27 protein-coding genes and 1 riboswitch are annotated in these 23,015 nt (G+C 39.2%); of the genes, 7 read left to right on the forward strand and 20 right to left on the reverse strand.

The genetic code is table 11. From position 1 onward, the window contains the following. Positions 1-191 precede the first annotated feature (191 nt). Positions 192-731 carry an HdeD family acid-resistance protein gene (locus LI951_RS06060; RefSeq protein ID WP_202066716.1) on the reverse strand — a complete coding sequence of 180 codons (540 nt, stop codon included), beginning with the start codon at positions 729-731 and terminating at the stop codon, positions 192-194. A 774-nt stretch (positions 732-1,505) separates the two neighbouring features. Continuing rightward, positions 1,506-2,075 (reverse strand): LysM peptidoglycan-binding domain-containing protein, encoded by a 570-nt coding sequence (locus tag LI951_RS06065; RefSeq protein ID WP_229441604.1) that lies wholly within the window; start codon positions 2,073-2,075, stop codon positions 1,506-1,508. 790 nt (positions 2,076-2,865) lie between these two features. On the opposite strand from LI951_RS06065, the gene LI951_RS06070 reads away from it, so the two are divergent. Continuing rightward, positions 2,866-3,078: a hypothetical protein gene (locus tag LI951_RS06070; protein ID WP_202066714.1), complete on the forward strand. Its 213-nt coding sequence runs from the start codon at positions 2,866-2,868 to the stop codon at positions 3,076-3,078. A gap of 156 nt (positions 3,079-3,234) precedes the next feature. Then, a complete protein-coding gene (locus LI951_RS15380; RefSeq protein ID WP_420705920.1) occupies positions 3,235-3,408 on the forward strand; it encodes a transposase in 174 nt (57 codons plus the stop codon). A gap of 218 nt (positions 3,409-3,626) precedes the next feature. Here the strand turns inward: LI951_RS15380 and queG are convergent, their stop codons facing one another. Then, positions 3,627-4,811: a tRNA epoxyqueuosine(34) reductase QueG gene (gene queG / locus LI951_RS06075; RefSeq protein ID WP_229441605.1), complete on the reverse strand. Its 1,185-nt coding sequence runs from the start codon at positions 4,809-4,811 to the stop codon at positions 3,627-3,629. A gap of 161 nt (positions 4,812-4,972) precedes the next feature. Further along, positions 4,973-5,581 carry a YczE/YyaS/YitT family protein gene (locus LI951_RS06080; protein ID WP_229441606.1) on the reverse strand — a complete coding sequence of 203 codons (609 nt, stop codon included), beginning with the start codon at positions 5,579-5,581 and terminating at the stop codon, positions 4,973-4,975. Between the two features lie 271 nt (positions 5,582-5,852). Next, a riboswitch (Lysine riboswitch) is annotated at positions 5,853-6,025 on the forward strand. A 141-nt stretch (positions 6,026-6,166) separates the two neighbouring features. Between LI951_RS06080 and LI951_RS06085 the strand changes: the two genes are divergently transcribed. Together LI951_RS06085 and LI951_RS06090 are read left to right on the forward strand one after the other, a co-directional pair. Further along, positions 6,167-7,726, forward strand: a complete 1,560-nt coding sequence (locus tag LI951_RS06085) for an ABC transporter permease subunit (protein WP_229441627.1) — start codon at positions 6,167-6,169, stop codon at positions 7,724-7,726. 11 nt (positions 7,727-7,737) lie between these two features. Further along, positions 7,738-8,475 (forward strand): amino acid ABC transporter ATP-binding protein, encoded by a 738-nt coding sequence (locus LI951_RS06090; RefSeq protein ID WP_202066709.1) that lies wholly within the window; start codon positions 7,738-7,740, stop codon positions 8,473-8,475. A 66-nt stretch (positions 8,476-8,541) separates the two neighbouring features. On the opposite strand, the gene LI951_RS06095 is transcribed toward LI951_RS06090, so the two are convergent. Both LI951_RS06095 and LI951_RS06100 read right to left on the reverse strand, forming a co-directional pair. Beyond that, on the reverse strand, positions 8,542-9,129 hold the full coding sequence (locus tag LI951_RS06095) for a TIGR00730 family Rossman fold protein (RefSeq protein WP_229441607.1): 588 nt from the start codon (positions 9,127-9,129) through the stop codon (positions 8,542-8,544). Positions 9,130-9,154: 25 nt separating this feature from the next. Beyond that, positions 9,155-9,784, reverse strand: coding sequence for a histidine phosphatase family protein (locus LI951_RS06100; RefSeq protein WP_229441608.1), 630 nt, complete (start codon positions 9,782-9,784; stop codon positions 9,155-9,157). Positions 9,785-9,914: 130 nt separating this feature from the next. Between LI951_RS06100 and LI951_RS06105 the strand changes: the two genes are divergently transcribed. The 3 genes from LI951_RS06105 (at position 9,915) to brnQ (ending at position 12,547) form a co-directional block, all read left to right on the forward strand. Continuing rightward, positions 9,915-10,247: a MazG nucleotide pyrophosphohydrolase domain-containing protein gene (locus LI951_RS06105; protein WP_202069404.1), complete on the forward strand. Its 333-nt coding sequence runs from the start codon at positions 9,915-9,917 to the stop codon at positions 10,245-10,247. A 67-nt stretch (positions 10,248-10,314) separates the two neighbouring features. After that, the gene (locus tag LI951_RS06110) at positions 10,315-10,803 is read left to right on the forward strand and encodes a GNAT family N-acetyltransferase (protein ID WP_229441609.1); all 489 of its coding nucleotides are present in this window, start codon (positions 10,315-10,317) and stop codon (positions 10,801-10,803) included. Positions 10,804-11,194: 391 nt separating this feature from the next. Then, positions 11,195-12,547 (forward strand): branched-chain amino acid transport system II carrier protein, encoded by a 1,353-nt coding sequence (gene brnQ, locus LI951_RS06115; RefSeq protein WP_229441610.1) that lies wholly within the window; start codon positions 11,195-11,197, stop codon positions 12,545-12,547. A gap of 924 nt (positions 12,548-13,471) precedes the next feature. Here the strand turns inward: brnQ and truA are convergent. From truA to rpmD, 14 genes are all read right to left on the reverse strand, one after another. Beyond that, positions 13,472-14,218: a tRNA pseudouridine(38-40) synthase TruA gene (truA, locus tag LI951_RS06120; protein ID WP_202069176.1), complete on the reverse strand. Its 747-nt coding sequence runs from the start codon at positions 14,216-14,218 to the stop codon at positions 13,472-13,474. Between the two features lie 20 nt (positions 14,219-14,238). Continuing rightward, a complete protein-coding gene (locus tag LI951_RS06125; RefSeq protein ID WP_229441611.1) occupies positions 14,239-15,036 on the reverse strand; it encodes an energy-coupling factor transporter transmembrane component T family protein in 798 nt (265 codons plus the stop codon). Continuing rightward, the gene (locus tag LI951_RS06130; RefSeq protein WP_229441612.1) at positions 15,033-15,896 is read right to left on the reverse strand and encodes an energy-coupling factor ABC transporter ATP-binding protein; all 864 of its coding nucleotides are present in this window, start codon (positions 15,894-15,896) and stop codon (positions 15,033-15,035) included. The genes LI951_RS06125 and LI951_RS06130 overlap by 4 nt, the downstream gene beginning before the upstream one ends. Further along, positions 15,872-16,711, reverse strand: coding sequence for an energy-coupling factor ABC transporter ATP-binding protein (locus tag LI951_RS06135; protein ID WP_202069173.1), 840 nt, complete (start codon positions 16,709-16,711; stop codon positions 15,872-15,874). The genes LI951_RS06130 and LI951_RS06135 overlap by 25 nt, the downstream gene beginning before the upstream one ends. Positions 16,712-17,408: 697 nt before the next feature. Further along, on the reverse strand, positions 17,409-17,789 hold the full coding sequence (gene rplQ, locus LI951_RS06140; protein ID WP_229441613.1) for a 50S ribosomal protein L17: 381 nt from the start codon (positions 17,787-17,789) through the stop codon (positions 17,409-17,411). Between the two features lie 27 nt (positions 17,790-17,816). Further along, positions 17,817-18,755, reverse strand: a complete 939-nt coding sequence (locus LI951_RS06145) for a DNA-directed RNA polymerase subunit alpha (protein WP_202069171.1) — start codon at positions 18,753-18,755, stop codon at positions 17,817-17,819. An 80-nt stretch (positions 18,756-18,835) separates the two neighbouring features. Then, on the reverse strand, positions 18,836-19,225 hold the full coding sequence (rpsK, locus tag LI951_RS06150; RefSeq protein WP_202069169.1) for a 30S ribosomal protein S11: 390 nt from the start codon (positions 19,223-19,225) through the stop codon (positions 18,836-18,838). A gap of 27 nt (positions 19,226-19,252) precedes the next feature. After that, positions 19,253-19,618: a 30S ribosomal protein S13 gene (gene rpsM, locus LI951_RS06155; RefSeq protein WP_202069167.1), complete on the reverse strand. Its 366-nt coding sequence runs from the start codon at positions 19,616-19,618 to the stop codon at positions 19,253-19,255. An 18-nt stretch (positions 19,619-19,636) separates the two neighbouring features. Continuing rightward, on the reverse strand, positions 19,637-19,753 hold the full coding sequence (gene rpmJ / locus LI951_RS06160; RefSeq protein ID WP_002288710.1) for a 50S ribosomal protein L36: 117 nt from the start codon (positions 19,751-19,753) through the stop codon (positions 19,637-19,639). Positions 19,754-19,785: 32 nt separating this feature from the next. Continuing rightward, positions 19,786-20,004, reverse strand: coding sequence for a translation initiation factor IF-1 (gene infA, locus LI951_RS06165; protein ID WP_067395111.1), 219 nt, complete (start codon positions 20,002-20,004; stop codon positions 19,786-19,788). A gap of 201 nt (positions 20,005-20,205) precedes the next feature. After that, complete coding sequence (locus LI951_RS06170; RefSeq protein ID WP_202069165.1) at positions 20,206-20,856, reverse strand: adenylate kinase; 651 nt, start codon at positions 20,854-20,856, stop codon at positions 20,206-20,208. A gap of 201 nt (positions 20,857-21,057) precedes the next feature. Beyond that, complete coding sequence (gene secY / locus LI951_RS06175; RefSeq protein ID WP_202069163.1) at positions 21,058-22,356, reverse strand: preprotein translocase subunit SecY; 1,299 nt, start codon at positions 22,354-22,356, stop codon at positions 21,058-21,060. Next, positions 22,356-22,796 (reverse strand): 50S ribosomal protein L15, encoded by a 441-nt coding sequence (gene rplO, locus LI951_RS06180; protein ID WP_202069161.1) that lies wholly within the window; start codon positions 22,794-22,796, stop codon positions 22,356-22,358. The genes secY and rplO overlap by 1 nt, the downstream gene beginning before the upstream one ends. Before the next feature lie 37 nt (positions 22,797-22,833). Beyond that, on the reverse strand, positions 22,834-23,013 hold the full coding sequence (gene rpmD, locus LI951_RS06185) for a 50S ribosomal protein L30 (RefSeq protein WP_202069159.1): 180 nt from the start codon (positions 23,011-23,013) through the stop codon (positions 22,834-22,836). Between the last annotated feature and the right edge of the window lie 2 nt (positions 23,014-23,015).

Genomic DNA, 23,015 nt, shown 5'->3' on the forward strand with positions numbered 1-23,015 from the left:
ATCGAAACGAAGTGTAGTGTAGGAAAACTGTAGATACACATTCTAAATTGCATGTATCAAGGATCGAAAGGGAAAGGCTTTACTCCTATACTTCTTACGAATGCTCGAATCATACAAAGACTGGAACACCGTTTATTTAGTTTTTAGGGGATATGACATATTTTCGTCACATCCCCATTGTTAAATAATAGCTAGTTGTCGATTTTGCGCAATTGAAACAATGTCAGACATTCAGAGATTCCCATAACAATAAGAATTCCACCAAACAATTGAAACAACAGCAAAATACTCTTAAATGGATTAAATATCAAAAGAATACCACCGATTAATAAAAATAAGCCATACAGGAGAAAAAGTACCCAATTAACATCTGTATATTTTCTTAGATTAAATGATTGAATCAAACGTGTACTTCCAAGCATAACAAGAAGCAGCCCCAGAAAAATCGGAAAAATACTCACAATTACTTTGGAAAATACTAAAACGATCCCCGCTAAGACTAAAAAGATAATACCAAGAACAAAACTGCTGTCATAAACATCTGCAGACCGTTTGACTTTAATCCCTTCTATCAAATCAACCAGCCCCATAAATGCCAAATATCCTGAAATTAAATAAACAGCAATTTTAAATACTGCAGACGGATTCACCACAATTGCCAACCCTGCTAATGCATAAACGATTCCTCGCAATAAAGCGTGTCTTCTTAAATGATAAATTAGTGTATCCACATTCTGCACCTCCTGTTTTTTATTCATTGTATAAATTTTTTTGCTTAAACACTACTATTTAGAATCGAAATCTATCATTTCTATTTATTTTCTCATTAACAGCTGTTCAACGTCAAAAACAGCAGCTCCTTTGCTCCGCTTCATTACTTCCTTTAGATTCCACGTCACCATGGATATCCTTGTCCTCAACCAGACATTTTCCACTACTCAAACACGCTGGGGACTTGAACCCTTAAAACCGAATAAACGCTGTTCCCGAAGCAGCTCCGCTACGCATACCCTTCTGCTAAAGTACTGATATAAGCAGCAGCGGCAAAGTAGAACTAGCACTTGTCAGTCTAAACTGTGCCGAGTTGCCAACACTTTTCCAAATAAACACGTTTGTATCGAGAATCGAACAAGGTCCTTCAATTCTAAATGTCAGAGCCATTAAGAATTGAAGGTCTTCGTTCCGATCCTCGAAGCATGTCTGGGGGGCATGTAGGAACTTGCTTCTACGCTTCTTCGAATGCTCGAATCATACAAAGACTGGAACACCGTTTATTCGGTTTTAGGGATCTCAGACATACTTATGCCACAGTCCCTAAATAAGTAGGATGACCTAGTTTGTTACTCAAGGTCAACTTGCAAAAAAAATCGACCTACAAGCCGCCTCTGTCCTCTTTCGTATGACAGGGAATAGCCTGTAGGTCAATTCTTTTTTATTTTCATTCTGTTTGGTGAGGGAATGAGTGTTTGTCACGCCCTCTTGCTTTCATTGTACCCAGCGAATTATTAATACCAGCCGTTAGCCAACCAGAAAGCTTGTGCTGCTTCCCAAGAGCCATAGCGTTGTGCAACATACTGATCTGCTACACGTTCCTGGTTTTCTGCAGAGTAGTCTCCGTTCAGATAAGAAGAATCTAATTGGTATCTTCCAATATATCTTCCGTTAGTTGCAGTATAAGAACCGTTTGATTCTTTTTGTGCAATCCATTCTTTTGCTGATGATGAAGTTCCTGTATATGCTGATGCAGCTGCAGACTCAGTTGCTGCCGGCTGTGCTGCTGGTTGAGTTTCTACTTGTACTGCTGCTGCAGGTGCTGCAGCTATTTCCGTCCCTTCACCTGTTTTGATTACCAGCTCCTGACCTACATAGATCATGTGAATGTTATCAATGTTGTTGTCTTCAGCAATTTTATTGATGAAATTAGCATCCCCGCCAAATTGTTGGGAAATCTTTGAAAGTGAATCCCCTGATTGAACTGTATATAAAGTGTCTGCATGTACGTCTGTTGTTCCTACAAAAATTCCAAAGCCTGCTGCTAAGATTGTTCCTAAAAGAATTGTTTTAATAGATCGCATTATCTATTCTCCTTCGCAAAAATGATTTTTGCCTCTCAATGAGACGTTTCATACTTTATCATCTCATCGTATTTCATAGGTGAAAATATCGTGACAATTCATTACGAGTATTTATTTTTCGTAACACTCTGTAAAAGAAGCATTAAGCATTCCCTTTATATAAGGGTTTTAGCAATCTAACAGCCTCTTAAAAAAACTACCATTTTTTATAAAGAACATGTAAAATTTGTGTTCACTTATCTTTTTCTAATCTTTTTCCAATAATAAATGAAGTTTTTTTTCAAAAAAAATGTAGTATATATCAAAAATGTAATATAAAAAAGCAAGTTTTATGTTATTTTCATCATTTTTTCAAAGAATTTATCTGTTTTTCCTTTTAAAAATGAAGCATCAACTGTCTTTTTCAGATAGATTTCCCAGTAATTTCGGCAAGTTCATAGGCTCCTCATATGTAAGTGCAAAAGTTATCTTTCCATTAATCAAATTGATAGAAAATATAAATCTGGTTTACTTTCTCCTGACAATTTTTCCTGACAACAGTTAAATATTTATCGGTTTGTCGTTAATCATTTTTGGACACACTCTCACAAGTCAATCTACCTTATAAAATTTAGCAGAACCTTCTATTTATGTATTCTTTGAACAACTGCTATTTAGTTACATGTTGTTTAAGTCCACTATAATAGTAGGAAACTATTCTTGATTAGAAAATCGATGAAAGAAATGAGGAATCTTCCTGACTATTGAACTAAAGAAAATCACCAAAAATAACTGGCAGGCGATTGCTTCATTGAGTGTTTCAGAAAGACAGAGCCAATATCTTCCTTCAAATATCTATTCTCTGGCCGAATCAAAATTTGAAGATGCAATGAGCATACTGGCGATTTACAAAGAAGAAATACCGATTGGGTTTCTTGCTTACCAGTTGGATGATGTCGGAGATTTGAATCTATTGAGATTTATGATCAGCCATGTTCAACAAAGCAAGGGTTACGGAAAATAAGCACTGCAGCTTCTTCTAACCCATCTGAGTGAAGCATTTGATAATGATAAATTGTGGCTAAGTCTTCATCCGGAGAATATTACCGCCAAGAATTTTTATAACCAGGTAGGGTTCACAGTCCCTGTAATTGGAGCAGAAACAGAGAACAAAATTTTTATGCGCTGTACTCTTCAAACAAAAAACAGTTCTATAATAGCAGAAGTAATTGTCGACCGCTTTCACATTGTTGAGTACTTGAATTCAGCCTCTAACAACTTCCGAATCCAAGAAATGAAAGAACTAAAGACAGATGGGCATGAAGCAATCCTGCACCTCTATCAAGACGTTTAAAACATTTCTCTTATAAATTCAAATCCTACACTAAGTATGAAGACACGCATCTTTTTAACTGCAGGTCTAATTAAAATAAATTAACAATAAAGAAGATAATAAATGCGAGACATGCTCTCCATCCATTATCTTCATAAAATCATTTATCTTATTTTAATATACACAAAGACAAAAACAATCTAACTTTCATCTGCAATCTTTTATTTTTTATCTTTTAGCTATTTTTTCCTCCGAGTCACCTGCTGACTACCAAAAGCATATTTCCTTAAAAATTCAATGGCCTTCCCTGCTTCTGCCAAAACTTCTTTGTCATCTTCATTTTCTTCAATCTCCCGTAAAATATCAAGCCATTTCTGCGGTTCTCTAGTTCCAAGTTTACCGATTGCCCACACTGCGGTACCACGAATCACTGGACGTACATCCCCCGCACACTTCAAAATTTCAGGTAACGCTTCTCTGCCGCCTAAATTAGCCAAAGCAATCAATGCATTTCTCTGTAACGGCTTTTTGCCCCGCCATGAACCGGCAAGATGTCCAAACTGTTCCTTAAATTCTCTGTTGGAAAGTGACAGCAGCGGCTGAAGCTTCGGATATACTTCGTCTGGCTGAGGTTCCATTTCCTCATGAAAATGAAAATCCTTCCCTCTATTATAAGGACAGACCATCTGACAAATATCACAGCCGTAAATAATATTATGCATCTTTTTTCGATACTCTTCCGGCATCATTCCTTTTGTCTGTGTTTGGTAGGACAGACAACGCTTGGCATTCATTCTGCCATCTCCCAAAAGTGCTTCTGTCGGACAGGCTTTAATACACCTTGTACAGTCTCCGCAGCCAAAAGGAACTGGCTGATCTGGTTCAAATGAAATATTCGTTATTATTTCCCCCAGATAAACAAAAGAACCAAATTCTTTTGTGATGAGCAACCCATTTCTACCGATAAATCCCAAACCGGCTCGTTGTGCAGCTGCAACATCAATCAATTCTCCTGTATCCACCTGCGGCTTAAATTGCCATTCCTCCTGCTCCTCTACGCTGTCGGCCTGCTTTCGAATAAACGCAATCAGCTGATTCAGCTTTTCACGCAATATATCGTGGTAATCAATTCCCCATGAGGCTCTGGCAAACTGTCCTCTCTTTTCATCTCTTGGAACTTTTCCCCTAATTTTTGTCGGATAAGCCAGTGCAATTGCTATAATTGTTTGAGGATTTTGAAATGTTTTTTCAGGATAAATTCGTTCCTCTATTACCGGATGTTCAAAACCAGAAGTGTAACCTCGTTCTTTTTGCTCCTTTAGTGAATCTTCCAAATGAGAAAATGGTTCTGCAGAGGCAAAACCAATCTTATCGATTCCCAGACGCTTACTCTCCAAAATGATTTTTTCTTTTATGCCCCTCATCTGTCTCCTCCTTCACGATTCACTACCCAAATAAAAGTGCGGCTTAAATTACTTTCCAGAACTGTCGAAAATAGTTACGCAATTGGCTATCAGCTTGTTCTCCATGATCGACCGTTCCATTACTCTCACAGCTGTCTTTTCAAAATAAAAAGCTGCAAAAATCATTCGCTGCGGTTCTCTTCAATTTTCATGCTTTTTCTTAGCATCCACTCTACAATAGGTCCTGTTGCCAGCAAACAAATAAAGGTCGCCACATGAAAATCCTTGCTTCCCAGCAGAATACCCACAATCACCAGACTGGTATCCAGAGTTATTCTAACAACACGCAGACTAAATTTACTGTATGCTTCCAGAATAAAAGAAAGACACTCGATGGCTGCCGATCCCATTTGAGCTGAAACATAGAAGCCAATACCCACGCCATAAAGTACAGCTGCTGCTACTGCCCAGATTAATGAAAAAGAAAGCTCCCAATCACCAAAAATTGAAAAAAAGAAATTAAGAATGATCCCTATACCAAAACCATTGATAATAGTCCCAGGACCAATCAATTCCCTTTTAATGAAAAAGGCTGCAATAATAACCAGACAGTTGAACAGCATACTAAGATAGCCAAACTCCAACGGAATATGATTTTGCACTCCAGTAAGAAAAACACTTAGGGTATCTGTTCCATATCCGCTCTTTAACAATATAAAAATAGCAAATGCTGTTAACGTTGTTCCAAAAAACACAGAAAAAATACGATAAACCGGATTTAATTTTGTCATTTTCTTTCACATTTTCTTTCTTATAGTATAGTCAAATATTTTATATTTTAGAAACCTTACAAAAAAACCCTGTAACTTGTTATTTATACTTCAAAAAACAGAATTAGTCAATGTACTCTCATTTTACCACAGGTTAGAAGAACGAAGCCAAATTCCTTCACTATAAAACAGAACACATTTTCTTCCCTCAACCTACTTCCAATCTATTGACTTTTTTCTTTAGATAACGTAGACTGGTTACTACTTGAAAGACAACTAAATAAGTACCTCAGACTGAGGTAGAGGTCGCGATTTTTATTAATCTTGCGGAGTGAGAGGACACTTTGAAGCAAGCCTAGGAACAATCGCCGAAATATATAGCAGCCTCCCTGTTATATATTGGGACATCATGCAAATAGCTGATGGACTGTCTTGGCAGTAATGCCAAGTTGCGCTATGTTTCTGTTGAGGAATTTTTGATTTCAACAACCAGCATGCGCATGGTTGTTTTTTGTTATGTAGAAAGAGAGGATAAATAAAATGATTAAGAACAAACAATTTTTTTCCTTCAGCTTATTGTTCACTTTATTACTAGGGATTGTCTGGATGCCGCTGAGTGTCACTGCTGAAGGAACTTCAAGCATCGCAAACGGTGAATTTAGGGTCGGCATGGAAGCAGGATATGCACCATTCAACTGGACTCAGACAACTGATGCAAACGGGGCTATCGCAATTCCGGGGGATCATTCTTATGCTGGCGGTTACGATGTACAAATCGCAAAAAAAGTTGCAGAAGGCTTGAATAAACGTCTCGTGATTGTAAAAACAAAATGGGACGGCTTAGCTCCTGCTTTACAGTCCGGTAAAATAGATGCTGTTATTGCAGGCATGTCGCCAACGCCGGAACGAAAAAAAGAAATTGATTTTTCAGACCCTTATTATGAATCAAATCTGGTGATTGTTACCCGCAAAGACAGTAAATACGCAGACGCAAAAAGTATTAAAGATTTCAGAGGGGCAAAAATTACCGCTCAGCTAAATACCTTCCACTACACAGTGATTGATCAAATTCCCGGTGTCCAGAAACAACAGGCACAGGCAGATTTCGGTGCCATGCGTACAGCTTTAGCTTCCGGAGTCATTGACGGTTATGTCAGTGAACGTCCTGAGGGTGTTACTGCTGCAAGTGTTAATCCTGACATCAAAATGGTTGAATTTAGCGAAGAGAACGGCTTCCAAACAGATCCTGCAGATACAACGATTGCTATTGGACTGCGTAAAGAAGATCCAAATCTTGATAAAATAAACGAAATTTTAGCAGGCATCTCTCAAGAAGAACGAACGAAAATCATGGATCAGGCAATCATTGATCAACCGGCAGCTGAAAATATCGGAGATGAGAACCAATCAAAACCTGGTTTGCTGACTGATTTTAAAAATATTCTAAATCAATATGGTGTGCTGTTCCTTCGTGGTACAGGAACGACTTTACTTCTGGCACTTATCGGTACAGTTGTCGGTACTCTAATCGGTTTATTGATTGGTGTCATTCGGACAGTTCCAGAGTCAGAGAATAAAGGGAAATATGCTCTCCAAAAAGTCAGTAACTGGTTATTGTCTGCCTATATAGAAATCTTCCGCAGTACACCAATGATGGTACAGGCGATGGTTATTTATTATGGAATTGCTTTGGCATTCAGTATTGATTTAAATCGTACGGCAGCCGCTTTATTCATTGTCTCCATTAACACCGGAGCTTATATGTCGGAAATCGTTCGCGGTGGAATCTTCTCTGTCGATAAAGGACAGTTTGAAGCTGCACAGGCGATTGGAATGACGCACAGTCAGACGATGACTAAAATTGTACTGCCTCAGGTTATCAGGAATATCATGCCGGCAACAGGGAATGAATTTGTTATTAATATTAAGGATACTTCTGTATTGAGTGTTATTTCAGTATCCGATTTGTTCTTCCAGGGAAATTCGGCTGCCGGAGCAAATTATCAGTTTTTCCAAACATTCTCTATCATCTGTGTAATATACTTCATACTGACATTTACAATAACCCGCATTTTACGCTGGGTAGAAAAACGAATCGACGGACCTGCTGCATATATTCCAGTTGAAGAAGCAGAGCAAGCTGTTATTACCGGTGAAGATAAATAAGGAGACCGCTCATGAATACAATTATTAAAATTGAACATCTAAAAAAGAATTTCGGTGAAAACGAAGTGTTAAAAGATATCAACATGACTGTAGAAAAAGGAGAGGTCGTAACCATCATCGGCTCATCCGGTTCTGGAAAATCGACAATGCTGCGCTGCGTCAATCTTTTGGAGAAACCAACAGCAGGAAAAATTATCTATCAGGGAGAAAATGTTTTAGTACCTGGTTATGATCTGCCTAAATACAGAACTCATTTGGGCATGGTATTTCAGCAATTTAATTTATTTAATAACTTAAACGTTTTAGATAACTGTACGGCCGGACAACTCTCTGTCTTGAAACGCTCAAAGAGCGAAGCTGAGCAAATAGCAAAAGAAAACTTGGAAAAAGTCGGTATGGCTCGTTTTATCAAAGCGAAGCCGGCACAACTTTCCGGAGGACAAAAGCAGCGTGTCGCAATTGCTCGTGCACTGTCCATGAATCCCGATGTTTTATTATTTGATGAACCAACCTCTGCACTTGACCCTGAAATGGTAGGAGAAGTGTTAAAGACAATAAAAAGCCTGGCTCATACCGGGCTGACAATGATGATCGTCACTCACGAAATGGAGTTTGCCCGTGATGTTTCTGATCGCGTCATTTTCATGGATAAAGGGGTCATAGCAGAGGAAGGGACCGCAGAAGAATTTTTTGCCCATCCAAAAGAGGAGCGGACAAAAGAATTTCTTCAGCGGATATTATCAAAATGATAATATATTTATAGAAAGCAGCGGCTCTGGGATGAACCGCTGCTTTTTGGTTTGATGCTTATCCTGTTATTCCTTGTAGCTTCTGACTTTCATCGCCTGATAATTTCTAATAAATTCTTCTATGGTATCAAATGATTCTGTAATTAGAATATTTTCACGATCTTCCTGTGACAGGAATCCTTCCGTAACCATATGATTAAAGAAATCAGCCAGCAAATCGTAATAGCCATTCGGATTCAGCAGGACACATGGATGTGCATGCTCTCCCACACGAGCCCATGAAATTGCTTCGGAAATCTCCTCCAGCGTACCTGGTCCTCCGGGCAAAGCTAAGTAACAATCAGCCTCATCCATCATTTTCTTCTTCCGTTCATGCATATCCTTCACAACAATCAGTTCTGTCAAAGACGGATGAGCAATCTCTCTATCCACCAGAAATGTTGGCATCACGCCAATTACTTCACCGCCCTCTTGCAAAACTATGTCAGCAATAATTCCCATTAACCCAACATTGCCGCCGCCATACACAAGACCATACCCCTGAGAAACCATCCATTTTCCCAGCTTTTTTGCCTGTTCCTGATAAACAGGATTATTTCCTTTATTGGCGCCGCAATATACTGCTATTCGTTTCAATACATTTCCCCGTTTCATTTATTCTTTTAACCCGATTGCTTATTTACGGCAGCTGCTCTTCCAGATAGGAGACATCGTTAAATGTTTCTAAAATGCAGTTCCCCTGTTCTTTGTGTATCACCGTCACACTTGTATTTTCCAATGGACCATTTTTCCGCCAATTTCTTTTCTCTTCACCCATCAGATAATTGATCAATACCAGCAGTAAAACCCCATGAGCCACAATCAGGACATTGCCGTCCGGATAATCTGTGCTTAACCTTTCAACCATGCTCATTCCTCGTTTAATCAGCGAGTCATAGGTTTCACCATTAAACTCAGAAGGATTATACAGATCTGGTCTTTGGCGTAAATAGTTAGTTTGCTGATCAGCAATATCCACTTCGATTCCCTCACGCTCACCAAATCCAAGCTCCTTTAATTCATCATAATACTGTACAGTTAAATCGTTCACGTATTGGTTTTCTGTCAAGATATAGTTTGCTGTATCCATAGCGCGTTTTTGCGTGCTGACAGCTGCTGCTGCAAAAGTCGTTTTCGACAGATATTGCCCAAGTTTAACCGCCTGTTCAATGCCTTCTGAAAGCAATGGCGAGTCAATGCCTCCGCCTTGAAAACAAGTCTTTTTGTTCAACTCTGTTTTCCCATGTCTAATCAAATAAAATGTTGTCATACAAAAATCCGTTCCTTTCTCACTCTGCTGCTTTTGATTATAGCAGTTATTTTTTTATCTGTCCTTCTATTGTGAATGGATCTTAAGTAATCTTGTGATATGATAAATAGAAGATAAAGGGGGAGTTTCATTGAATATACAAAATTACCAGAAATGGATTAGCGACTTTTATAAAAAAAGAGGATGGTATGAGTTGAATCCTTTTATTCGAGTAAATTTTTTATCAGAAGAAACCGGTGAAGTGGCGCAGGCAGTACGCGCTTTGGAAATTGGTCGTGACCGTCCCGATGAGCCGGATAAAGAACAACACGTATTGCGGCAGCAGCTGACAGAAGAGTTAGGTGATGTTTTAGATAATATTTTTATTCTGGCGGATAAATATGATATTCAGTTGGAGGACATTTTAACGTCTCATCAGGAAAAACTTATTCGCCGATTCCACACAGAGAAAATTGATTTATAATCAACTAGAAGGACTTTTTCCTAAAACAAAATAGTAGTCAAAAAATAAATACAAGAGAGGGATAGCCATGACTGAAGCAATAATCATTCGGAAAGTGCAAGAGCAGGACTATACAGCCTTGATGCATATTGAGAACAGTATTTGGACCAATGAAAATTCTCCTGTTCTCCACCATTATGACAATGTCGAACAATATAAAGAACGGATGGGGGATAAATTGATTTTTGTTGCCGTTCTTTCAGAAAAAGTAATCGGATTTGTTGATGTTCATCCGCCAACCCCGCTCCCCTCTCATCAACATCAATGGATGATTGGGATTGGTGTTCATCCTGATTTTCAATCCGTTGGAGCAGGAAAACATCTTCTAACCCATCTAAAAGAAATTGCTCCAGTTTATAATATTCACAAAATATCCCTGCGGGTAATGGGACCAAATAAACGAGCGATTGCTTTTTATAAACGAAATGGGTTTATTCAAGAGGGACATTTAGTTGATGAATTCTATATCAACGGGGATTATTGCGATGACTATTTATTTGCCTTCATTTTGCCTTAGTGTATTGACCAAATTATAAATTACAATAAAAGATAGTCTATAAATGATGTTCCATGCTAGAAAATTTTAACTCATATACTTCAATGACAAAACTGAGCAGCTTCAATAAGTATTCCTTGAAAGAAGCGAGCTCAGTTAAATTTTATACTACTTTACAGCTAGTTTGGCTCGATTCAGCAATAAATCGGGCAGCCCGCTTACTTGAGCATGACAATTCTTACAGTTGCCTTTATAGAAAAATACACTAGTTTCTCTATTATGAAAAGACAATAAATTCTTATTCCAATGTCTTGCCTCGTCTTCTTAAGTCTGTTATTTTAATAAAGATGCTTCTAGCAGCTTGAGTTAAGCAACAAGCTGTCACAATTTTATCATCAAGAGGAGACTTAAAATGAATAAAAAACTTTCCTGGCGGGAATATCTTTTCGTCGGATCTATGCTTTTCGGCCTATTTTTTGGTGCCGGTAATTTGATTTTCCCTGTTCATCTGGGACAGGAGGCTGGTTCAGCCGTCTTTTGGGCTAACTTGGGCTTCCTAATCACCGGAATAGGGTTGCCTTTTCTGGGAGTCATTGCTATCGGTATTTCAAAGAGTAATGGGCTTTTTGATCTGGCTCAGCGAATCAGCCGTCCTTATGCAATTATTTTTACTACACTGCTTTATTTAACAATTGGTCCATTTTTTGCACTGCCGAGACTGGCGACCACTTCATTTGAAATTGGTTTGGCTCCATTCATTGCGCCTCAACAGCAGCCTGTTTTTCTAGCTCTTTTCTCAGCTCTTTTCTTTTTTACAGCCTGGCTTTTTTCCAGAAAACCCTCTAAAATACTGGATTATGTCGGAAAATTTCTGAATCCTCTCTTTTTAGTTTTACTAGGCATTCTGCTGTTGCTTGCTTTTATCTATCCACTTGGATCAGCGGGTACAGCCCCTGTAAGTGAAGCCTATGTGCAACATGCCTTTTTCAAAGGATTTACAGAAGGCTACAATACATTGGATGCACTGGCCTCTTTAGCTTTTGGAATCATTATTGTCACAACGATTCGCAGAATGGGTATTGAAGAACCTAATGAAATTGCCAGAGATACGATTAAATCCGGAGCTGTCAGTATTCTTTTAATGGGCATCATATACTCTTTGCTGGCTTATATGGGAGCAATGAGTATGGGAGCATTTCCTTTAAGCGAAAATGGAGGCATTGCCTTAGCTCAAATCGCCAATCATTATTTGGGCAGCTGGGGCAGCCTGATTCTGGCTTTAATTATTATTATTGCCTGTCTCAAAACAGCGATCGGACTGATAACGGCCTGTGCAGAAACATTTTCTGAATTATTTCCCCAGGCTGGCTATTCAACTTATATTATTGCAGTAAGTATTCTTCCCTGCCTGTTTGCTAATGTAGGGCTGACAAACATTATTCAGTTTTCTATTCCAGTATTGATGTTCCTGTATCCTTTAGCGATCACATTGATGCTGCTGGTTATTATCGGACCGCTATTTCATCATCGACCTGAAGTCTACCAGATGACCACTTACGTAACTTTGCTGGCAGCTTTATTGGATGCATTGAACAATTCTCCCAGTTTTATTAAAGACAGCGGATTTGTCCAAAACATCCTTGAATGGGCTGGGTCCTATCTCCCATTCTTTTCAATCGGTATGGGCTGGATTGTTCCATCAATTATAGGTTTTATTGTTGGCTGGATATGGAGCAAAGTTACACCTGAGAAAGCAAACATTTAAATTTAATAAATGAGGTTGTGACAAACACTCATGAGGGCTATCGCCCACATCAAACAGAATGAAAAGAAAAAACGATCGACCTACACGCTATTTCCTGTCATACTAAAGAGGACAGAAGGGCTTGTAGGTCGATCACTTATTGAGGTTCTTTTTCAAGTTGACCTTGAGGGACAAACTAGATCATTCTACTTATTTGCTCCTGCGGTTACTCGTCGCACAAAATGCTTGCTCCTGCGGTTACTCGTCGCACAAAATACTTGCTCCTGCGGTTACTCGTCGCACAAAATACTTGCTCCTGCGCTTACTCGTCGCACAAAAAGATATGTACCATTCATTAGGTCATAGAACCTGCGTATAAGAAGTGTTCTGCCTCAAGAACCAGCATCATCTACTCTGACAAGTCAGCGGAATATATGAATACCTCCCTGAAGTTATTCATATTTTTAGTATAGTTCGACTTATTTCCAGAACTGCTGTCTCTACGAGTCTAACGATTCTCGAGACAAACCATTACACTGTATCCGTTTTTCTGCGCCTACGGTTTATCCGAATGCTCGAATCATACAAAGACTGGAACACCATTTATTCGGTTTTAGGGGACTATGACATTATTTTTTGTTTATATATTACCATTTAACAATAAAGAGTTTGTATCATTTCCTGAATCAACTGGATTCTTTTAAAATAAGTCCTTATTTGGAAAAATACACTGCTGCCTATGATTGATTTGGTTATCAGTTTATCCTTCTTGCTATTAAAGACTCATTCAGGTCTTCTGCTTTATTTTATGGATATCTCATTGAAGATAAATATCTTGCAAATCTTTATATCCAGCTTCATCAACTTTTAAAAAAGAAAACAATATGCTGATGTAAAACAAAAAGTTTATCTGACGGGATTCATTAAATCCATCAGATAAACTTTTTATTCATATACGACTTCTTTAAGATAAAGTCCTTCTGGGTGTGCCGTTGGTCCAGCCAGATTTCTGTTTTCAGCTTCCAAAATTGCCGGAATTGCTTTTTCATCCATCCGTCCATTACCAATTTTCAGTAGTGTTCCAACAAGTATTCGAATCATTTTATAAAGAAACCCATCGCCTCGGAACGTAAATAGAAGTTCATCGCCTTCTGCATTAACTTCCATTCTAGCTTCATAAATTGTGCGCACCTTATCCTCTACACTGCTTCCGGAAGCACAAAATGACGTGAAATCGTGGGTACCTATCAGATCAGGCAATGCCCGCTGTATTTTTTCCAAATCCAGAGGATATGGAAAATAACTCGCATAAAAACGGCGAAACGGACTGCGCGGCTTACCTATATCAACTCGAAACTGATATGTCTTTTCAATCACATGATAACGGGCATGAAAATTATCCGATACCTTTTCCACGCTCTTTACACTGATGTCTTCTGGTGTCTGTGTATCCAAACCAAAACGCATGCGTTCCAATGGTCTGTCTTCTGGATAATCAAAGTGAATCACCTGTCCGAGTGCATGAACACCAGCATCCGTTCGTCCAGACCCAAAAACCTGAATTACCTGACCGTTGTTCATTTTTGTCAACGTCTTTTCAACTTCTTCCTGAACGGTTCTTCCGTTAGGCTGAGCCTGAAACCCATTAAAATTGGTTCCATCGTAAGCAATTACTGCTTTATAACGAGGCATTCACTCACCTTCTTCTATAATTAACTTCTGATAAAAATTAAAGCTGCTGTTAATGCTGCGAACAGCAGCATAACCATTGTATCACCGAACTGCCAATCAAGAATCCGATACTTACTTCTTCCTTCTCCCCCTTGATAGCCACGTGCCTCCATAGCAGTAGCCAGATCCTCTGCTCGATTAAAACTACTGACAAAAAGCGGAATTAAAAGAGGTATAATTGCTTTCATTTTCTGAATTAAATTCCCTTCACCAAAATCAACCCCTCTAGCCCGTTGCGCATTCATAATCTTTTCAGTTTCATCCATTAATGTGGGCACAAAACGCAGCGCAATCGAAAGCATCAGGGAAATTTCATGCACAGGAACCTTAATAACCTTGAACGGCCGCAGCAGATACTCAATAGCATCCGATAAAGCCAGCGGCGGTGTTGTAAGTGTTAGTAAAGTCGACATGAAGATGATTAAAACGAAGCGGCAGAAAATAAACAACCCATTAATTACACCAAATTCTGTAATAGAGAAAATCCACCATTGGAAGTACACTGCTCCTCCCTGAGTAAACAGCATCTGCAATGCTACAGTAAACAGAATCAGCCATATTAATGGTCGAATTCCCCTGATGAAGAAGCGGAGATTAATTTTTGATAGTGCCGCAGCACTTAAAGTGAAGACAGCCAATACCGCATAAGTCTGCCAGTTATTAGCCAGAAAAATGATTGCTATAAAATAGAAGCTGCCTAGCAGTTTTGCTCTGGGGTCCATTCTATGAATAAAAGAAGCTCCCGGTATATAGCGTCCAAAAATCAGCTTATTCATCATTGCGCTTCACCAGCCTTTGCATTCAGAATCTGATCAGCCAGTTGATTTGCTGTTAACGGCAATTGATCTATTGAGAAACCTTTTTCTGACAGCTTCTCAGCAAAAACAGCCGCCGTTGGTACTCCTAGTTGCTTTTTCTTGAGCCACTGAGTATCCTGAAACACATCCGAAGGCTTGCCTGTTTTAATCACCTGTCCTTTTTCCATTACAAAGACCTGATCTGCATAGTTGGCAACATCATCCATCAAATGTGTCACCAATACTATCGTCATTCCACGGTTTTCATGTAAATGCTGAAACATCTCCATCATTTCTTTACGCCCCTGAGGATCTAAGCCGGCGGTCGGCTCATCTAAAACAAGAACTTCCGGTTCCATCGCCAATACTCCGGCAATTGCTACACGCCGCATTTGTCCACCTGATAATTCGAAAGGTGAACGATCCAAATAGCTCTCATCCATTCCAACTAATCCAAGCATTTCTTCTGCCAGCTTCCGACCTTCTTCTTCAGAAGCACCAAAATTTTGCGGACCAAAAGCAATATCCTTAGCCACTGTTTCTTCAAACAACTGTGCTTCAGGAAACTGAAATACAATACCAACCTTTTTCCGAATGGGTTTCAGATTCTTATTATCTGTTTCTGGGGTAATCACTCGATCGCCTATCGTTACTGTTCCTTTTGTTGGTTTCACTAACGCATTTAAATGCTGTAGAAGTGTCGATTTTCCGCTCCCCGTATGCCCGACAATTGCAGAATAGGAACCATCCTTTATGGTTAAATTGATATCAAACAATGCATGCTGTTCAAATGGTGTATTCGGCTGATAGGTAAAATCTACTTGTTCAAAACGGATGTCCATAGCCAATCCACCATCCTTTCTTCTGTCAGATACTCTTCCGGAACTTGAATACCCCGATCCTTCAATGCAATTTTTAATTTTTCAGGAAAAGGCAGATCCAGTCCCATATTAACCAAATCAGAGCCCATAGAAAAAATTTTTTCAGGGGTTCCTTCATTAACCAGCTCCCCCTGCTTCATTACAAGGATTCGATTCGCATTTGCAGCTTCATCAATATCATGTGTAATCGAAATAACCGTTAGATTACTTTCTGATTTAATCTTCTTAATTGTAGAAATAACTTCTTCTCTGCCCTCTGGATCAAGCATACTGGTTGCTTCATCTAAAATAATAATATCCGGACGTAAGGCAACAACTCCGGCAATTGCTACACGCTGCTTCTGACCACCAGACAAACGGGCAGGCTCTCTGGTTGCAAAGCTGTCCATTCGGACCCTTTGCAGTGCATCAAGTACGCGTTCCACCATCTGGTTTCTGGGTATCCCCTGATTTTCCAACCCAAATGCCACATCGTCTTCAACGGTCGAACCCACAAACTGATTATCAGGATTTTGAAAAACCATTCCCACCATACGGCGAATATCCCAGACATTCGCTTCATTCAGTTCCTTTCCGCCAACAGAAATATGACCAGATACAGGCAGCAGCAGACCATTAATCGTTTTAGCCAATGTTGATTTTCCTGACCCATTATGCCCGATAATCGCTACCCATTCCCCTTTTTGAATAGTAAAAGAAACATCTTTTAGTGCAGGAGAAGCATCCTCCAGCTGATAACTAAAATTTATATTACTCAACTCTATGATTGATTCCATGATAGACTCCTTCGCCTATTTATTCGAATTAGAGCATGTCTAAAAGCATTTAACGCTGGAGTTTTCAGACACGCACCAATACTATCAAAAAAACATTGTCTTTCAATGTTTTCTTTCGATTAATTCCATAGTTTCCATTATAACAAAAGAATCCTTTAATTGGGAGTTCTAACAGTCAAGGCACTCCTAAAATATTTACTGGAAGAGTAGTCTGATTTTTATATGATACCATGTAAGTGATCAAAAACAAGAGATTAGAAAAAAGGAAACTCAGGTGAAACAACAAAAAAAATAATATATGAATCTCACTGAAAAAATTGCTGAAAATATTGATTCAAAGAAACTTTAATACCTTTATCTGTGAAAACTTTGACAGGCTGAAGAAAAAGTATTCCTTATAATTGGTCAAGATTGGTCAGCTCAATAATTATTCAAAAACCCAGCATTGTTGGCGATCTGTATCCATGCGGCCAGAAAATCATTTGCTACAGCTGCAGCAGATAGTTTTCTGATGATATAAAAAAAGACACAACAGCAATCAGCTGTGCATCCATTTTTAGACAAAAAAACACCCTATATGATGAGTGCCTACCCGCCGGAAATACCAGCGGGTAGTGCGCGAGCTAGACTCGGAGTCGCCTCCAACATCATAACACTCTAACAGAATCATCTATAAAGTGACGGTATAGTTTGATTATTAAACAAATTCCAAGATTACCATTGGCGCAGCATCTCCGCGTCTAGGTTCAGTTTTAAGGATACGAGTGTATCCGCCTTGGCGTTCTGCGTAACGAGGTCCTAAGTCATTGAACAGTTTTTGTAAAGCTGATTCAACTACGATAGCTTCATTTTCTTCACGAACACTGGCAACTTCATTACGCACATAAGCAGCAGCTTGACGACGTGCATGAAGATCTCCACGTTTACCTAAAGTAATCATTTTTTCAGTTGTTGAACGAACTTCTTTTGCACGAGCTTCAGTCGTAACAATACGTTCGTTAATAATTAAGTCAGTTGTTAAGTCACGCAACATCGCTTTACGTTGGCTAGATGTGCGTCCTAATTTACGATAACCCACGTTGGTTTCCCTCCTTCGTAAAAAGTATTAATCGTCTTTACGTAAGCCTAAACCTAAATCATATAATTTCAGCTTAACCTCTTCAAGAGATTTACGGCCTAAATTACGTACTTTGATCATTTCAGGTTCAGATTTGTTTGTAAGCTCTTGTACAGTATTAATTCCTGCACGTTTTAAACAGTTATATGAACGAACAGACAGGTCTAGTTCTTCGATGGTCATTTCCAGCATTTTTTCTTTCTGTGTTTCTTCTTTTTCTACCATAATTTCAGCGTTTTTCGCTTCATCAGTCAGATTCACAAAGATATCTAAATGCTCAGTCATAATCTTAGCCGCTAAACTAAGAGCTTCCTGTGGAATGATTGATCCATCTGTCCATATTTCCATTGTTAGTTTATCGAAGTCATCACGACGTCCAACACGCGTATTTTCTACCTGGTAGTTCACACGGCGTACTGGTGTGTAGATGGAATCGACAGGCAGAACACCAATCGGCATATCTTCCTTTTTGTTTTCGTCTGCTTGAACATAGCCACGACCAGGTTTCACTGTTAAGCGAGCATGGAAAGTAGCTCCTTCAGCAACACTACAGATAGGTAAATCTTTATTTAGGATCTCAACATCACTGTCTACGATAATATCGCCGGCAGTTACTGCAGCGGGTCCTGTAATATCGATCTCAAGGGTTTTTTCTTCTTCAGCATAGAGCTTAAGCGCTAATCCTTTAATATTCAGAATGATCTGTGTCACGTCTTCTCTAACACCTTTAACCGTGGAGAATTCATGTAAAACACCGTCAATTTGAATATTCGTAATTGCGGCCCCAGGTAATGAAGATAATAAAATACGACGTAGAGAATTGCCTAAAGTAGTCCCATAACCTCGTTCAAGAGGCTCTACAACGAACTTGCCATAATCTCTATCTTCATCAATTTTTTCGATTCTTGGTTTTTCAAATTCAATCATTCTTATCTATACCCCTTTCAAAACGAAAAGTGTCTTGTTCAATGACCTTTTAATTTCAAACTCAAAATGAGCAGCACTCATTAAACACGACGACGCTTTGGAGGGCGGCATCCATTATGAGGAACTGGAGTCACGTCACGAATTGCAGTCACTTCTAAACCTGTTGCTTGTAATGAACGAATTGCTGCTTCACGTCCAGAGCCAGGTCCTTTAACTGTTACTTCGACAGTTTTAAGTCCATGTTCTTGTGCTACCTTAGTTGCAGCTTCTGCAGCCATTTGAGCGGCAAAAGGAGTTGATTTTTTGCTTCCTTTGAAGCCTAAAGATCCTGCTGATGACCATGCTAACGCATTTCCATGAGTATCAGTAATCATCACAATTGTATTATTGAATGTAGAATGGATATGTGCAATTCCAGCTTCTATATTCTTTTTCACACGGCGTTTACGACTAACTTTCTTTGCTGCCATGAAGTTCTAACCTCCTTCACTTAGGAATTATTTTTTCTTGCCTGCTACAGTACGAGCTGGGCCTTTACGAGTACGTGCATTATTTTTCGTGTTTTGTCCACGAGTCGGTAATCCACGACGGTGACGGATTCCACGGTATGAACCGATTTCCATCAGACGTTTAATATTCAAGTTCACTTCACGACGAAGGTCACCTTCAACTTTTAATTTGTCAATTTCTGCACGGATCGCATCTGTCTGTTCATTTGTTAAGTCACGAACACGAACTTCTTCTGATACGCCTGCATTCGCTAAAACTTGTTTCGCAGTAGTGTTACCAATACCGAAAATATAAGTAAGAGAAACTACTACACGTTTATCACGAGGAATGTCTACTCCTGCAATACGAGCCATTATTCGTTACACCTCCTATTATCCTTGACGCTGTTTATGTTTTGGATTTGCCGGGCAAATAACCATAACGCGTCCTTTACGACGAATTACTTTACAATGTTCACACATTGGTTTTACTGATGGTCTTACTTTCATGATAATACCTCCTGAGATTTTACGGAGTACAATTATTTAAATCGGTAGGTGATGCGACCGCGAGTTAAATCATATGGTGATAACTCAACAGTTACTTTATCCCCGGGTAAAATTCGAATATAATGCATACGGATTTTACCGGAAACATGAGCTAATACAACATGCCCATTTTCCAATTCGACTTTAAACATTGCATTCGGCAAAGTTTCGACGACTGTACCTTCGATTTCAATCATATCATCTTTTGCCACGCACAGTACCTCCTTGTACTTGTTTCGCATTTTCACACGATAAAACGGCGGAAACTGCTGCTCCCACCTGGAATTTTCAATTTAACTTCTAAAAAATCGCATAGAAGTCGGACTGATACAGTTTAGCATAAAATATTCTATTTAGCAAGAGAATCTACTAAGCACAGACACAACGGAAACCGGCGGGCAAATCTGGATCGACTATTTCTCTTCAATAATTTTTTCTACATCGGAGAATACATCAGCGATTTCACGATTTCCATCGATTGTGTGCAGCAAGTTCTTATCTTTGTAGTAAGCCAAAATCGGCGCACTGCTTTCGATGTTTACCGCTAAACGATTTTTCACCGTTTCAGGTTTGTCATCTTCTCTTTGATAGAACTCATGTCCGCCGCATCGATCACATGTTCCTTCTACTTTTGTAGGGTTGAAAAGTTTGTGATAGGTCGCTCCGCAGTTTTTACACATATAGCGCCCCGCCAACCGTTCGATCAGCACATTCTCTTCTACATGGATGTCAATTACAGCATCAATTTTTTTGTCTAACTCTTTAAGCATTTTATCCAAAGCTTTAGCCTGATCAATCGTTCTTGGAAACCCGTCCAACAGAAAGCCTTTTTCTGTATCCGGTTCAGCAAGACGTTCTTTTACGATTCCATTTGTTACATCATCCGGAACCAGTTCACCTTTATCCATAAACGATTTTGCTTTAACTCCAAGAGCAGTTTCGTTCTTCATTGCAGCTCGAAACATATCACCAGTAGAAATATGAGGAATCCCATATTTGTCGATAATCTTTTCTGCCTGCGTTCCCTTCCCTGCTCCGGGAAGTCCCATTAAAATGAGGTTCATTTGTTTTCCTCCTAAATTTAAAAGCTGAACAGGTTTAAAACAGCAACAGTTGAAAAACAGAAACAATGAGCTGCTTCCTTTAAAGTACTCATCTGTCATTCTCTAAATGCTGACCTGTAAAGCTAGATAAATCTGAGTAAGCTGAATCAATCTAGAAAATATGTGAGAATGGTGCTGAGGAAGATCCTCAACACACGATTCTTACTTATTGATAAAGCCAACATATTGACGTTTCAACATTAAACCTTCTAGTTGCTTCGCTGTTTCCAACGCAACACCGATGATAATCAGCAGGCTGGTTCCGCCCAACCCAATTGATTGAGGCAGGTTCCAAAGCATTTGCGCAATAATTGGCAGCAAAGCAATGATACCCAAGAATATAGAACCAACGACACTCAGTCTCATCAACACTCCGGACACGTAATCCTCTGTCCCTTTACCTGGTCGTACGCTTGGTATATAACTTCCCTGTTTTTGCAGATTTTCCGCAAGTTTCTCCGGATTAACCTGAACAAATGCATAGAAGAATGTAAAAGCAACGATCAGTACAGTATAAATGACTGCACCGGGTACTGTGTTGTAGTTGAAAATTTCTGTCATGATTTCATACCATGTCTCCCCAGTATAATTAGAAGCAAACCCCTGCAAAATTGCATTAGGTGTTGAAATTAATGAACTGGCGAAGATAACCGGGATTACCCCAGCGGCATTCACTTTCAATGGCAGATAACTGCTGGTTGGAGCTCCAGATACACGTTTTGTATATTGAATTGGAATTTTTCTTTCTGCCTGCTGTACAAATGTAACAACAGTTACGATCAGTAAAATTGCAATAACCAATACTGTTACAAAGATGATAGAGTTCACCAGATCAGATGAATTAATGTTAATGAAGTAATCTTCAATAATTTCTTTGACAGCTCCAGGCAAGCCTGAAATAATCCCGGCAAAGATAATCATTGACACACCATTACCAATTCCCTTTTCTGTAATTTGCTCTCCCATCCAGGTAACGAAAAGTGTACCCGCAGTTAAAACAACGGAAATCATAACATACGTTGAGGTCGTAGGATTTTTTACAATTCCTATTTGGCTCAAGGAGTTGAACCCATAAGTTAAAGCAAACGACTGGGCAATACCCAAACCGATTGTCAGATAACGAGTCATCTGATTCAGCTTCTTACGACCGACTTCTCCCTGTTTCGACCATTCAACAAACTTTGGTACAATGTCCATTTGCAGCAGCTGAATAATAATCGATGCAGTAATGTATGGAGAAACCCCCATCGCAAAGATGGAGAAATTCTGCATTGCACTACCGCTGACAATATTCAACATATTTAGAAATGGCAGACCACTCAATTCCTGCAACCCTTTGGCATTAACACCCGGCACAGTAATATGAGCCCCTAAACGAAATATTAATAAGATAAACAATGTAAAGAATATCTTTGATCTAATGTCTTTGACTTTAAAAGCATCCTTTAATAGTTTAAGCATTAGATCACCTCGATAGATCCACCAGCAGCTTCAATAGCTTCTTGCGCTGCTTTAGAGAATTTTGCTGCTTTAACAGTCAATTTCTTCGTTAATTCACCGCTTGCAAGAACTTTGATTCCTGCCTTTTCGTTTTTAACGAATCCTGCTTCTTTCAAGACAACAGGTGTTACTTCAGCTCCATCTTCGAATCGATTTAACACATCTAAATTGATTACTGCATAGTCTTTACGGTTAATATTTGTAAATCCGCGTTTTGGTAAACGACGGAACAATGGAGTTTGACCCCCTTCAAATCCTAAACGTACACCGCCGCCTGAACGAGCTTTTTGCCCTTTTTGTCCACGGCCTGCTGTTTTACCATTACCAGATGAAGTACCACGTCCAACACGGTTACGTACTTTACGGGAACCTTCAGCGGGTTTCAATTCATGAAGTTTCATTGTGGTTTGGCACCTCCTTACAATCTACTTGAGTAAATTAAACTTCTTCTACGTCCACTAAATGAGAGATCGTGTTAACCATACCTTTGATAGCTTCATTAGCTGGTTTAACAACCGAACTGTTCATTTTTTTCAATCCCAACGCTTTTACTGTATCACGTTGGTTTTGAGGACGTCCGATAACACTGCGTCTTAAAGTAATTTTTAATTCAGCCATTA

It is taken from the genome of Enterococcus sp. BWT-B8 (genome assembly GCF_020567625.1).
Lineage (GTDB): Bacteria > Bacillota > Bacilli > Lactobacillales > Enterococcaceae > Enterococcus_L.